Consider the following 13,285-nt stretch of genomic DNA (forward strand, 5'->3'; position numbering starts at 1 on the left):
CTATGCCTTGCCCAACACAGCTTCCATCCTGGCGCGTGCTGCAATCGCTCGCCGCTATCGCCCATACACAGCGCGTAGCGCAGCTATTTGAGGCCGATAGCCAGCGCTATGCGCGTTTTTCTCATCGGTGGCAGTCGCTATTGGTGGATTTTTCCAAGCAGCGTATTACGCCAGAGGTTATGAACGCGCTGCTGTCGCTCGCGCAAGAGGCGGGCCTTAGCGAGTGGAAGTCTGCGTTGCGGGCGGGGCAGCCTGTAAACCATACCGAGCACCGGGCTGTGTTACACATGGCGCTTCGCAACCAAACGGGTCAGCCCTTTGAAGCCCAGGGTACGGATGTTACCGCGGAGGTGGCCAGTGAGCTTTCCCGAATGGAGCGGATTGTATCGGCCATAAGGCAGGGCGATTGGCGCGGCTACACGGGTAAACGAATCACCCAGGTGGTGAGCATTGGTATTGGTGGTTCGCATCTCGGCCCACAAATGGTGTGCGAGGCGTTAAATCATCTGGCGGAGGGCGAGCTGGCCGTGCACTTCGTGAGTAATGTTGATGCAGCGCAGCTTACCCAAACACTGGCCAGGCTAAATCCTGAAACCACCTTGTTCGTTGTGTCTTCTAAAACTTTTACCACTCGCGAAACATTGTTAAATGCTAATACCGCGCGACGTTGGTTGTTGGCCAGTGGTGCACCTGAGTCAGCCATTGCCCAGCACTTTGCGGCAGTGTCCTCCGCAACGGATAAAGCCAAAGCTTTTGGCATTGGTGCAGATAACATTTTTGCCATGTGGGATTGGGTGGGGGGGCGTTTTTCGCTCTGGTCAGCCATTGGGTTGCCCATTGCGCTCTATCTCGGTTTTGAGCAATTCGAGCAATTACTCGACGGCGCGCACAGTATGGATGAACATTTTCTAACCGCGCCAGATGATGAAAACCTGCCAGTGCTCATGGCGCTCATAGGTGTGTGGAACGCCACGTTTTTGCGCATTCCTACCCAGGCCTTGCTGCCTTACGACCAAGGCTTGAAATATTTGCCGGCCTATCTGCAGCAGGCTGAAATGGAAAGTAATGGTAAGTCGGTGCAGCGTGACGGCAGCCCGGTGACCTACCCAACCTGCCCCATTGTATGGGGCCAGCTTGGCATTGACGGGCAGCACGCCTTTTACCAGTTGTTGCATCAAGGCACCCATGGTGTGGCCGCAGATATGATTGGCACCCTGCGTGCGCAGCATCAGGAGCCGGAGCACCATGAGAACCTTTTGGCAAACCTGATTGCACAATCGCAGGCTTTAATGAGTGGCGTAGGCGATGCGGCGGTGCGTGCAAGTCTGCGTGACAAAGGCTTGCCAGAGGCCGAGATCAACCATTTGGCCCCGCACAAACTCCATGAAGGTAACCGCAGTTCAACCACAATTTTACTGGATGAAATGACACCCTTTAATTTGGGCGCGTTAATCGCCCTGTATGAACACAAGATTTTTGTGCAGGGTGTAATTTGGAATATTAACTCTTACGACCAGTGGGGCGTGGAGCTGGGCAAGGTGTTGGCTGCAGATGTAGAGCGCCAGCTCATGGGTGAGGCAAGCCCAGAAGGGCAGGATGCTTCCACCGCGGGTTTGGTTGCCGAGTTTCGGCAGGCTGCGCGCGCCAACAATGGCGGTGGGCTGTAACCTCAAAGTTGCGTTGCCGAAAGCCGCCATTTAAACGAATGGCGGCAATCTTTCGCAAAATAAAAGCGGGCATCTAGATGCCCGCATTTATTTTATTGCTGTGTACTGTTTGTATTTTGGTCGCTTAGTTCTGTCCAGAGGTGGGTATAGCCCAGCGCCACACGCTTGGCCAGCTGATCTTTGGTGCTGGATCCACCGTGGCCGCCCTCGCGATTTTCATAGTATTCAACGGCGTGGCCCATGGCTTTCATGCGCGCGGCCATCTTGCGTGCGTGGCCAGGGTGCACGCGGTCATCCTTGGTGGATGTGTAAAAAAGCACAGGCGGGTAGTGGGCATCGGCTTTTACATTTTGAAAGGGTGAGTATTGTTTTATCCAGCCCCATTCCTGCTCGATATCCGGGTTGCCATACTCCGCCATCCAACTGGCGCCTGCGAGCAGTTGATGGTAGCGCTGCATGTCCAGTAACGGTACACCACAGATTACCGCGCCGTAGAGGTCTGGGCGGCGAACCATGGTTGCACCTACAAGCAAGCCGCCATTACTGCGCCCTTCGATGCCAATATGTTTGGCCGAAGTAATGTTTCGTACAATCAAATCTTCTGCAATGGCCTCGAAATCTTCGTAGGCTTTGGTGCGATTTTCTTTTAGTACGGCGCTGTGCCAAGCCGGGCCATATTCACCGCCGCCACGAATGTTGGCGAGTACAAATACGCCGCCACGTTCAAGCCACAGTTTGCCATAGGCGCCATTTAAATCTTCATAAGAGCCCGAGTATGAGGGTGTTAGGGATACGCGAAAGCCGCCGTAAGAAAAGATATGGGTAGGTGCGCTGCCATCGAAGGTCAATGACTTCGGGCGAACCACAAAGTAGGGGATTAGCGTGCCGTCGCTTGAGGCAACTTTAAATTGCTCTACCATAAAGCCGCTGGCATCGAAGGTGGCGGGCTGGCTTAAGGCAAGTTTTGGTGGTGCGCTCGATGTCACATGGTACAAGCGGGGCGGCGTTAGAAAGCTTTCATAGCGTGCAAAGAAATCGCCATTTTTATGGTTAATGGTTTCAATACTAATGGCGCCCGCAGTGGGTAATTCTATTGCAGCCCACTGCCAATTGCCGGCGCGCTTTTGGTAGAGGCGCGCTTGTGATGTAACATCGGCCAGGCCCACAGCCAGAATGCCGCGCGGCGTTGCGTAGATTTCTTCAACCACGAAATCGGCTGAGGGTTCGATCAGCTCAACAATATCGTGTGCGGCAGATTTCTCCGGTGTGATTAAAATTTGCGGGCGCGCAAGTAATACCGCGCCCTGTTTAAACGTGCGCCCATTAAACTGCCAGTCGGCCTTAAGTGAAAATAGTAATTCATTTTTCACCAGGTCCTTCACTATAGCTGTGGCCGGAATTTTCAGCTCTGCAAGCTTGCCGTCAGTGAGCAGGTAGTGGCGCGACTCCCAGAAGCTTGTGGCTTCGCGGATGAGTTTTACCTGGTGGTTGCCATCTTTGTACAGATTGCCACTGGCCGAAACCGAGGATTTTTGGGCAGTGTGAACGAGCTCGGCATTCGCAAGTGGGGTGCCGCGTCGCCAAATGCGCACCTCGCGCGGGTAGCCTGAGTCTGTGAGGCTGTCTGCGCCGAAATCTGTGCCCACAAAAACATGATTTTCATCAATCCAATCCACATTGCTTTTGGCGGGGGGCAATGTAAAGCCGCCTGCGATAAAGTTAAGGGTTTGGGCGTTGAATTCACGCACTTCAATGGTGTCGCCACCGCCCTCAGACAGCGAGACTAGGCAGCGTTGATACTCGGGTGCCAGGCAGTTCATCCCCTTAAGTACCCATTGAACCCGCTCGGTTTTAGACAGCTCATCCAAATCGAGTACCGTTTCCCACGTGAAGTTGCCGCTGGCAAAATCTGCAGCAGGTGTGCGGCGGTATAAGCCGCGCGGGTTTTCGGTGTCTTGCCATAAGTTGTAAAGGTAGTCGCCCTTTTGCGTAATATCGGGCAGGCGCTCGGGGTTGGAAAGTACCTCTAGCGCCTGGTTGTACAGCGTTTCATAGAGCGCGCTGGATGCCAGGCGCGCATCTGTTTCGCTGTTTGCTGCCTCTACCCATGCCAGCGCTGCGGAGCCTTCTACATCTTCCAGCCACTGGTAATCATCCGGGGATTTGCTGCAGGCGGTAGCGAGTAGCGCGGCAGAACATAGCCAGAGTAATAAGCGCATATTGGGTTCCTTAACTTTTATTGAGGGCGAGCGTAAGCACAATGGTGTTGCCGCTCAGAATATTGCACAAAAAGATTGCCTGTAAGACGTGCCAGAGGCTGTAAGACCTCAATATATCCTGTGAAATGGGGTGAGAGCTGCCCGCGGCGCGGGCAGAAAGGGGCTTGGCTTAATGCGAAGTTGGCTACTTGCCGGCCAGGCGTTCTTTAAGGTAGCGCTCGTAGTCGGGCACTTTTCGCTCAAAGCTGCCGCGAAATAGCGTGGAGGTAACCATCACATCGGCAGAGCTGTGGTTGCAAGCCACGGGTATATTCCAAACTGCGGCGATGCGCAGCAGGGCTTTTACGTCTGGATCGTGGGGCAGGGGCTCAAAGGGATCCCAAAAGAAAATCAGAAAATCGATTTTGCCCTCGGTGATGAGCGCGCCTATCTGCTGATCGCCACCCAGTGGCCCGCTGATCAGCTTGTGTACCGGCAGGCCCGTTTCCTGCTCAATGATCGCGCCGGTAGTGCCTGTGCCAAACAGTGTGTGGGGGGCTAAATCTTGCTGGTGCTTTTTGCACCAATCAACGAGCTCCTGCTTTTTGTTGTCGTGAGCGACCAATGCGACGTTTTTTGTGGCGGCCATGGTCACGGTTTTCTGCTGCATGTGGTGATCCTGCGGTATGGGTGATGGGCCGATTGTAGCAGCCAGCCTGTGCCACAAGTCAAAAAAAACCCGCGCTATGCGCGGGTGAAGCGGTGCATCACACTTAACGAGGTATCCAACCCTTGAAGCCGTAATAGGCAATGTAGATGTAGCAAGCCAGTGGCAGTACGAAGGAGATTTGCAGGCCAAACCCGTCTGCGAGCATGCCCTGAAACAAAGGCACCACCGCGCCGCCAACAATGGCAAGGCACAGCAGGCCTGAGCCGTTGCTGGTGAGCCGCCCGAGCCCTGCCACTGCCAGCGCGAAAATGGTGGGAAACATAATGGAGTTAAACAGGCCCACCGCGAGAATGCTCCACATTGCAATGTTGCCGGAGCTTGTTATAGATACAGCAATCAGTGCCACGCTCATCAATGCATTGAAAATCAGCACCTTTGGGGCACTCACGCGCTGCATTACCGCAGCGCCAATAAAGCGACCTACCATGGCTCCGCCCCAATAGTAGGCAATGTATTCTGCAGCCTTGGCTTCTTCCATGCCGGCCACATGCTCTAGTGCAAAGTAATTTACCAGCAGTGAGCCAATGGCTACCTCTGCGCCAACGTATAAAAATATGCCAACGGCACCCAGCAGCAGGTGCGGGTGGTTCCATATGCTGTCTTCAGTGCCTTGAATAACACCTGCATCGGGTGTGATGCTGGGCAGTTTCAGCCAGGCGAAAATACCGGCCAATACCAATAACGAAAGTGCAAGGCCGACGTAGGGCATTTGTACAGCGGAGGCTTCCGCCGTGCGGTAGGCGTCAAGCTCAGAGGCTGAAAGTGCGGCAATTTGCTCTGTGCCCAGTACGGCAGCAGACAAAATAAGGCTGGCCCCGAAGAAGGGCGCCAAAGTGGTGCCGAGAGAGTTGAACGCCTGGGTCATGGTCAGCCGGCTGGAGGCCGTAGCCTGCGGCCCAAGTGCGGTCACATAGGGGTTAGCTGATACCTGCAAGATGGTGATCCCCGCGGCAAGTACAAACAGGGCGCCCAAAAACAGGCTGTAAACACGCAGGCTCGCAGCAGGGTAGAACAGCAGGCAGCCAAGGGCTGCAATGATTAGGCCCAATACGATGCCCTGTTTGAAACCGATGCGGCGCACCAGTGCTCCGGCGGGCATCGATACAACAAAATAGGCCCCAAAAAAACAAAACTGCACCAGCATTGCTTGTGTGTAGTTAAGTGAAAACACGCTTTTCAGGTGCGGTATCAGGATGTCGTTGAGGCAGGTAAGGAAGCCCCACATGAAAAAGAGCGTTGTCAGCGCCGCTAGCGGGCCATGAAAGCGCTTACTTTTCGAACTGTCGTTTAGTTGGTACTGATTGCCTTCAGCAGTACTGGCCATGGTTCTCTCCGGGTTTTGTTTATTGTGATGATGGCGTGGCGGTGTGCCTTGCGTGTTGGGTTGGCAGTGCTCACAAGCTCTAGGGGCTTACTTTCTGATAGATTGACAGCGCTGTCAATACGGTTTGGGCCAAAATCTCCCAAATTTGGGCCCATTCACCCTTTGAGGCCTCGTCTTCTATGGCATAATACGCAATATGCAGGCAATACATACGCTTATCGCCCAGTTTTGGGGCTTGGCCTGCATACGTATGAATCTATTCAATAGGGCTTAGCCTTGGTTAATGGTTTGACAGCGCTGTCATTTCGCCATTAAGCTTTGCGCCCATAAAAAGGCCCCTGGAGCCTGTTTTTCGCTCCGGGTGGCAGGCAGCACATTCAGAAGGGGTGTACTTTGCAAGCAACAGATTGGGTAATTTTTGGCGGTACGGGTGATCTTTCTATCCGTAAACTAATGCCTGCCTTGTATCGCTGTGAAGGCGAGGGCCGCATGATTGAAGGCTCGCGCGTTTTGGCTACCTGCCGTGGCAACGTGACGCAAGAAGAGTTTGTTGCCAAGGTAAAGGCCGGTTTGCAGAAGTTTCTTACTGCTGGCGAGTTTGAAGAGGCCACTTGGCGCGCCTTTGCCGAACGTCTGTTGATCGTCAACGTAGACCTAAGCGATGTAGAAACCTGGGCCGATATGACGGCCATGCTGCTGGAATCAGACGCCATTCCCGTTTATTACCTGGCCATTCCGCCAAGCCTGTTTGGTGGCGTATGCGCGACCTTGTCGTCGCTGGGGCTGGTGAGCGACCAAGCGCGTGTGATTGTGGAAAAACCGTTGGGTTACGACCAACAATCTGCCGAAGCCATTAATGGTGAAATCGGTCGCTATTTCAACGAATCTCAGGTGTATCGCATTGACCACTACCTGGGTAAAGAATCTGTTCAAAATCTGTTGGCCCTGCGCTTTGCCAACCGGATGTTTGAAAACATCTGGGATGCCAACTCCATAGACCACGTACAAATCACACTGGCCGAATCTGTGGGTGTGGAAGGCCGTGGCGGTTTCTATGATGGCGCTGGAGCCATGCGCGATATGGTGCAAAACCATTTGCTGCAATTGCTGTGTTTTGTGGCCATGGATCCGCCCAATGCACTGGATGCAGACAGCGTGCGGAGTGAAAAAATCAAGGTGTTGCGCTCGCTGCGCAAAATTGATGGCAAGGATATCGGCAAGCACACGGTGCGCGCTCAATATGTGGATGGCGAAGTGGGTGGCAACCCGGTAGACAGCTACGTGGGCGACCTGGGTAAGCCCAGCCGCACTGAAACCTTTGTTGCTATTCGCGCATTTGTTGATAACTGGCGCTGGAAGGGCGTGCCTTTTTACCTTCGCACCGGTAAGCGCATGAGTGGCCGTTATGCTGAAATGGTGATTCAGTTCAAGCCGGTTACTCACCCACTATTTGGGCAGGAGCAGAATAACCAGCTGGTTATTCGCCTGCAGCCTGAAGAGCACATTTACATCAATTTAATGAGCAAAGACATTGCCAGTGCCGATGTAAAGCTGCGCCCCATTGAGTTTGAAATTGATCTGGCCGCCGAGTGCAATGCGCCGGTTGCCGATGCCTACAAGCGGTTGATGCTGGATGCCATGGCCGGTAACGGCACCTTATTTGTACACCGTGATGAGGTGGATCACGCATGGCGCTGGGCAGATCCTATTATCGCCGGCTGGAAGAAAAATCTAACGCCTTTGTCTTATTACGCCGCTGGCAGCAACGGGCCGGAAGCAGCCGAGCAGTTAATAGCCGAAGACAACCGTAAATGGCATGTACAGGATTAATACGTGATTAACGAACACTTTTTTGAAACACGCGAAGCGCTGCTGGCGCAGCTTCAGTCAGATATGCAGGCGCAAATAGATGCCGTTTTGGCCGCCGAGGGCGCGGCAAGCCTGCTGCTTTCGGGCGGCAGTACACCTGGGCCCGTGTATGAGTCTTTAGGGCAAGCTCTGGATCAACGCGTGCAAGTTGCGTTGGTGGATGATCGCTGGGTAGATGTGGGTCACAAGGGGAGCAATGAAGCGTTGCTCAAGCGCTGTTTCCCCAACCACGCAGTCACCGGCATGAAAACCGCCGATGAAAAACCGCAGGCGGCCACGCAAGAAGTAAATGCACGTTATGCCGAATTGAAACAACCATTTGCGCTCACGTTGCTGGGCATGGGGCCAGATGGTCACACAGCTTCGCTATTTCCCTATGCTGAGGGTTTAGATGCCGCCATGGGCGAGGCCGCGCCAACTTGCTGTGCAATTACTGCCACCCAATCCGAAGTGACAGGCCCCTTGGTAGATCGTATGACCTTGAGCCTGCCTGCCATTATTAATAGCAAAAAGCTCGTGCTGTTAATTACCGGTGAAGACAAGTTGGCGGTGTATCAGCAGGCTAAAACTGCCACAGATCACAAGGCCACACCTGTTGCTGCAGTGCTGCAGCAAGCGCGGGTTGATGTAGATGTTTACTGGGCCAAGTAGCCAGTAGCTACCGCCCGATGAAGAAATAAACCAGAACCAGACGCAACAAAGCGCAAGGGGTCACATGTCAGAATTTCCTAAAGTTGAGCTCAATGCAGTGGTCGCTCAAGTTACCGAAACCATCCGCGAACGCAGTAAAGCCAGCCGCGCCGATTACCTTGCGCGCATGGGCGCGCAAGCAGAGCAAGGCCCACACCGCAAAACCCTGCCCTGTGGCAACTTGGCTCACGGTTTTGCTGCCTGCGGCACCACGGATAAAGAGCTGTTGTCGCAATCGGATGTGCCTAATATCGCCATTGTGTCTTCGTATAACGATATGTTGTCGGCGCACCAGCCCTTTGAGGATACGCCAAAGCAAATCAAAAAAGTGATTGCCGAGGCAGGTGGGGTGGCGCAGTTTGCCGGCGGTGTACCCGCTATGTGCGATGGCATTACCCAGGGCATGGCGGGCATGGAGCTTTCGCTTTTTTCTCGTGATGTGATTGCAATGTCTACTGCCATCGCGCTTTCGCACAATATGTTTGATGGCGCGCTGTGTTTGGGTGTGTGCGACAAGATTGTTCCCGGTTTGCTGATTGGTGCATTGTCTTTCGGGCACTTGCCAATGATTTTTGTGCCCGCAGGCCCTATGCCTTCCGGCTTGCCTAATGATGAAAAAGCCCGCGTGCGCCAGCTGTTTGCGCAAGGCAAAGTGGGGCGTGAAGAGTTGCTGGCTGCAGAAAGTGCCAGCTATCACTCGCCCGGCACCTGCACCTTTTATGGCACCGCTAACTCCAACCAGTTGTTAATGGAAATTATGGGCCTGCACTTGCCTGGTGCTTCGTTTGTAAACCCCAACACGCCGCTGCGTGATGCGTTAACTGCCGCCGCCAGCGAGCAAGTGTTGAAGCTTGTGAAAAGTGGCGATGACTATCGCCCGCTCGCGCAAGTGGTAGATGAAAAAGCCATTGTCAATGCTGTTATCGGCTTGCTGGCAACCGGTGGCTCTACCAACCACACCATGCATTTGGTTGCAATGGCTGCCGCCGCTGGTATTCAGCTGACTTGGGATGACTTCTCGGCGCTTTCAGGTGTGGTGCCGTCGCTCACAAAAATTTACCCCAATGGCGTGGCAGACATTAACCATTTCCAGGCCGCTGGTGGCATGGCGTTTTTGATTTCTACTTTGTTAGATGCAGGCTTGTTGCACGAAGACGTGCTCACAACCTCCACGAAATCCGGTATGAATGCCTACCGTGAAGAACCGCAGTTGCGCGACGGAAAGTTGCAGTGGGTGCCAGGCCCTGCCGAATCGCACGATACAAGTGTTCTGCGCCCGGCCACAGACCCCTTTGCCGCCGATGGTGGCTTGAAGGTGATGAAAGGCAACCTCGGCCGCGCAGTGATTAAAACCTCAGCCGTGAAGGCCGAGTACCGCGTGCAACAAGCACCGGCCATTATTTTCCACAGCCAGGCGGAATTTATTGAAGCCTTCCAGCGTGGAGAGCTTGAAAAGGATTTCATTGCGGTACTGCGCTACCAGGGGCCAAAGGCCAATGGTATGCCAGAGCTGCATAAGCTCGTTCCCATTCTGGGTAGCTTGCAAGACAAGGGCTTTAAAGTGGGCCTGGTAACTGATGGCCGCATGAGTGGCGCATCGGGCAAGGTGGCAGCGGCTATTCACGTAACACCCGAGGCGGCCGATGGCGGCCTTATTGGCAAGGTGCAAAACGGTGATGTGATTCGCCTGGATGGTGAACAAGGTACGCTCGATGTGCTGGTAGATGAGGCAGAGTTTGCCTCGCGCATTAGCACTATGCCTGATTTAAGTGGCAACCAGTACGGGTGTGGGCGCGAGCTGTTTGCAGCGCTGCGCTCACAGGTAACTGGCGCCGCCTTCGGCGCGCGCAGTTTCGACTTTGATGTAGACGAGGGCAAGCAATGAGTGCATTGGCTACCGTAAATAGCCCCTTGGCACAGCCCGATGTATTCCCCTATGTGGTAGCAGACATCGGCGGCACTAATGCGCGCTGGGGGCTGGTGACCGGCGTAGACAGTGCGGGCAACTATTGCATTGAGTCTATTCAAACCTTTGCAAATGCCCAGCACCCTAAATTTGAAGATTCGTTGGCCGCCTATTTGGAGTCGCTCCAGGGGGTAGACGTCGCGCGCGTGTGTGTTGCCTTGGCAGGCCCGGTACTGGGTGATCGCATAGACATGACCAATATCAATTGGTCGTTTTCTATTCGCGAAGTTGAAGAAGCGTTTGGCCTGCGCAAACTACTTATCGTCAACGACTTTACGGCCTTGGCCTATGCCACCAGTGCGTTAGGTGAAGCTGATGTAATTAGAGTAAAGCCAGGTACGCAAAAAAATGCCCCGCGCGCAATTATCGGCCCTGGTACCGGTTTGGGTATGGCGACATTGGTGCCATTGGCTGGCCGTTGGTTACCGCTCAGTGGTGAAGGGGGGCACACGGCATTTGCCCCCTGTGGCGAAGAAGAGCTGGCGCTGTGTAAAGTGCTGCAGCAGCAGATTGGCTACGTATCCAAAGAGGCATTGCTTTCCGGTGCTGGCATCGCGCGTATTTACGCAGGCCTCGCGGAGGTGCGTGGGTTGGATGTTGCTGCTAAAACGGCAGCCGACATCAGTGGGGCGGCCGTGCGTGGCGATGACCCCTTGGCAGTAGACACTCTGCACCTTTTTTGCCGGGTGATGGGGTCAGCCGCTGCAGACCTGGCACTTACGGTGGGCGCACTCGGTGGCGTTTACCTGGGTGGCGGCATTTTGCCAAAGATCCGCGAGTTCTTTTTGGCCAGCCAGTTTGTTGAGTGTTTCTGTAGCAAGGCGGTCATGACCCACTATGTGGAAGATATTCCGGTGTTTTTAATTGTTGCAGACGAGCCCGCGCTTATTGGCGCAGCGGCCCTGTTGGCTGAACATTCTTAAAAATTTAAACGAAGACGAGAACATTATGCACACTGCAATTGAGCGCGTTGTACAAGCGGCACCGGTAGTGCCGGTGATGGTTATTGAAGATATCGCACATGCTGTGCCCTTGGCTAAAGCTTTAGTGGCCGGTGGCTTGCCGGTGCTTGAAATTACCTTGCGTACCGAGTGCGCTTTAGAAGCCATAAAGCAAATTAAAGCCCAAGTGCCTGGCGCAATTGTGGGCGCCGGTACAGTGAATACACCTGCCGATGTGGATCGCGCGGTGGCCGCTGGGTCTGAATTTCTTGTATCGCCCGGCTCAACGCCCGAATTGATTGATGCCGCGCTGGCTTCAGGCGTGCCTATTTTGCCCGGTGTAAATTCTCCCAGTGAAGTTATGGCGCTAATGGCTCGCGGATTCAAATACCTGAAGTTCTTTCCTGCCGAGGCCGCAGGTGGCGTGCCCATGCTGAAATCTATCAGTGGGCCGTTGCCGCAGGTGAAATTCTGCCCTACCGGCGGTGTAAGCCTTAAAAATCTCACGGCTTATCTTTCGCTGCCAAACGTAGTGTGCGTGGGTGGCTCCTGGATGGCTCCGGTTGATTTGATGAAGCAAGGTGATTGGGCAGGTATTGAAACCTTGGCCCGTGAGGCGCGAGCCGCCGCCGAGCAGTAAGAAATTATTTGGTGCAATAGCAAAGGGGCCAGAGCTGGAAGCCCCAAAAAGGCAGGAAATGCCACATTAATTCAGAGCCGGTACACCGGCCGAAACCGCACTTTACTCGCCACAGGCGTGCGAAGTGCTCACACAGATTCAGTTAAAGACAAGTTTCAGGGGTAAAGACAATGATTAAGGTCGCTATTAACGGGTATGGTCGTATTGGTCGCAACACGCTACGTGCATTGTATGAAAGCGCGCTGGCAGACCAGATTAAAATTGTCGCCATTAACGATTTGGGTGATGCCAAATTCAATGCGCACTTAACGCGTTACGACACAGTGCACGGCAAATTTGCGGGCAAAGTAGAAGTAGACGGCAACGCCATGATCATCAATGGCGATGTAATCCAGATTTTTTCTGAACGCGATCCAAAGAACCTGCCTTGGGGCCAGTTAGGCGTAGATGTGGTGTACGAATGCACCGGTATCTTCACCAGCAAGGCCAAGGCCGGTGCGCACATTGAAGCGGGCGCTAAAAAGGTAATCATATCTGCACCTGCGGCAGATGCAGATATCACGGTTGTATATGGTGTAAATCACGATAAGCTCACCAAAGATCACCAGATTATTTCCAACGCCTCTTGTACCACCAACTGTTTGGCGCCAATCGCCAAGGTATTGAACGATAGCATCGGGATTGAGCAGGGCATGATGACCACCGTGCATGCTTACACCAATGATCAGAAGTTGAACGATGTGTATCACTCAGACTTGTACCGTGCGCGCAGTGCTACCCAGTCTATGATCCCAACCAAAACCGGTGCAGCAGGTGCAGTGGGCCTGGTGCTGCCGGAGCTCAATGGCAAGCTCGATGGCATGGCCGTACGCGTGCCCACCATCAACGTAAGCCTTGTAGACTTTAACTTCCTGGCCAGCCGTGAAACGAGTATCGAGGAGGTCAACACCCTAATCGAGCAAGCCAGCGGCGGCGCCATGAAAGGTGTGCTGGGCTATAACGATGAACCTCTGGTGAGCATCGATTTCAACCACAACACGCACTCCTCTGTATTTGATTCCAGCCAAACCAAGGTTGACGGCAAGTGGGTGAAGGTGATGAGCTGGTACGACAACGAGTGGGGTTTCTCAAACCGTATGCTCGACAACACCATTGCGTTGATGAACGCCAAGTAATTTGCCAATAAAGCCGTGATGTCCGCGGCTTTTAATTGCGCGGTTCTTGGCAACTGCACACTCAGCACGGCTAAACCCGTGCGAT

General features: G+C 53.9%; 10 protein-coding genes. 7 read left to right on the top strand and 3 right to left on the bottom strand.

The window, feature by feature from the left end; all coding sequences use genetic code 11:
- The first annotated feature begins 2 nt into the window (after window positions 1-2).
- Window positions 3-1,667 carry a glucose-6-phosphate isomerase gene (gene pgi, locus L1F30_RS06600; protein WP_253360883.1) on the top strand — a complete coding sequence of 555 codons (1,665 nt, stop codon included), beginning with the start codon at window positions 3-5 and terminating at the stop codon, window positions 1,665-1,667.
- Between the two features lie 92 nt (window positions 1,668-1,759).
- Here the strand turns inward: pgi and L1F30_RS06605 are convergent, their stop codons facing one another.
- From L1F30_RS06605 to L1F30_RS06615, 3 genes are all read right to left on the bottom strand, one after another.
- On the bottom strand, window positions 1,760-3,886 hold the full coding sequence (locus L1F30_RS06605) for a prolyl oligopeptidase family protein (RefSeq protein WP_253360885.1): 2,127 nt from the start codon (window positions 3,884-3,886) through the stop codon (window positions 1,760-1,762).
- A gap of 184 nt (window positions 3,887-4,070) precedes the next feature.
- Entirely contained in the window at window positions 4,071-4,535 is a 465-nt protein-coding gene (locus L1F30_RS06610) for a methylglyoxal synthase (protein WP_253360887.1), read from the bottom strand.
- Between the two features lie 103 nt (window positions 4,536-4,638).
- Entirely contained in the window at window positions 4,639-5,919 is a 1,281-nt protein-coding gene (locus tag L1F30_RS06615; protein ID WP_253360889.1) for a sugar MFS transporter, read from the bottom strand.
- Between the two features lie 393 nt (window positions 5,920-6,312).
- Here L1F30_RS06615 and zwf point away from each other — a divergent pair, with 393 nt between their 5' ends.
- The 6 genes from zwf to gap all read left to right on the top strand — a co-directional run bounded on the left by zwf (window position 6,313) and on the right by gap (window position 13,200).
- Window positions 6,313-7,749 carry a glucose-6-phosphate dehydrogenase gene (zwf, locus tag L1F30_RS06620; RefSeq protein WP_253360896.1) on the top strand — a complete coding sequence of 479 codons (1,437 nt, stop codon included), beginning with the start codon at window positions 6,313-6,315 and terminating at the stop codon, window positions 7,747-7,749.
- Between the two features lie 3 nt (window positions 7,750-7,752).
- Entirely contained in the window at window positions 7,753-8,439 is a 687-nt protein-coding gene (gene pgl, locus L1F30_RS06625; protein ID WP_253360898.1) for a 6-phosphogluconolactonase, read from the top strand.
- A 64-nt stretch (window positions 8,440-8,503) separates the two neighbouring features.
- Complete coding sequence (edd, locus tag L1F30_RS06630) at window positions 8,504-10,363, top strand: phosphogluconate dehydratase (protein WP_253360900.1); 1,860 nt, start codon at window positions 8,504-8,506, stop codon at window positions 10,361-10,363.
- The gene (gene glk, locus L1F30_RS06635; protein ID WP_253360912.1) at window positions 10,360-11,367 is read left to right on the top strand and encodes a glucokinase; all 1,008 of its coding nucleotides are present in this window, start codon (window positions 10,360-10,362) and stop codon (window positions 11,365-11,367) included. The genes edd and glk overlap by 4 nt, the downstream gene beginning before the upstream one ends.
- Window positions 11,368-11,392: 25 nt before the next feature.
- Window positions 11,393-12,025, top strand: coding sequence for a bifunctional 4-hydroxy-2-oxoglutarate aldolase/2-dehydro-3-deoxy-phosphogluconate aldolase (locus tag L1F30_RS06640; RefSeq protein ID WP_253360913.1), 633 nt, complete (start codon window positions 11,393-11,395; stop codon window positions 12,023-12,025).
- Window positions 12,026-12,195: 170 nt separating this feature from the next.
- The gene (gene gap, locus L1F30_RS06645; RefSeq protein WP_253360914.1) at window positions 12,196-13,200 is read left to right on the top strand and encodes a type I glyceraldehyde-3-phosphate dehydrogenase; all 1,005 of its coding nucleotides are present in this window, start codon (window positions 12,196-12,198) and stop codon (window positions 13,198-13,200) included.
- Window positions 13,201-13,285: the final 85 nt, after the last annotated feature.

This window comes from Simiduia sp. 21SJ11W-1, assembly GCF_024138675.1.
In the GTDB taxonomy this organism is placed as follows: Bacteria; Pseudomonadota; Gammaproteobacteria; order Pseudomonadales; family Cellvibrionaceae; genus Simiduia.

What these genes read in the sequence shown, in the direction of transcription:
- glk (WP_253360912.1), top strand. Translation starts at nt 10,360, where the DNA reads ATGAGTGCATTGGCTACCGTAAATAGCCCCTTGGCACAGCCCGATGTA.
- L1F30_RS06640 (WP_253360913.1), top strand. Translation starts at nt 11,393, where the DNA reads ATGCACACTGCAATTGAGCGCGTTGTACAAGCGGCACCGGTAGTGCCG.
- L1F30_RS06610 (WP_253360887.1), bottom strand. Translation starts at nt 4,535, where the DNA reads ATGCAGCAGAAAACCGTGACCATGGCCGCCACAAAAAACGTCGCATTG.
- L1F30_RS06615 (WP_253360889.1), bottom strand. Translation starts at nt 5,919, where the DNA reads ATGGCCAGTACTGCTGAAGGCAATCAGTACCAACTAAACGACAGTTCG.
- edd (WP_253360900.1), top strand. Translation starts at nt 8,504, where the DNA reads ATGTCAGAATTTCCTAAAGTTGAGCTCAATGCAGTGGTCGCTCAAGTT.
- gap (WP_253360914.1), top strand. Translation starts at nt 12,196, where the DNA reads ATGATTAAGGTCGCTATTAACGGGTATGGTCGTATTGGTCGCAACACG.
- L1F30_RS06605 (WP_253360885.1), bottom strand. Translation starts at nt 3,886, where the DNA reads ATGCGCTTATTACTCTGGCTATGTTCTGCCGCGCTACTCGCTACCGCC.
- pgi (WP_253360883.1), top strand. Translation starts at nt 3, where the DNA reads ATGCCTTGCCCAACACAGCTTCCATCCTGGCGCGTGCTGCAATCGCTC.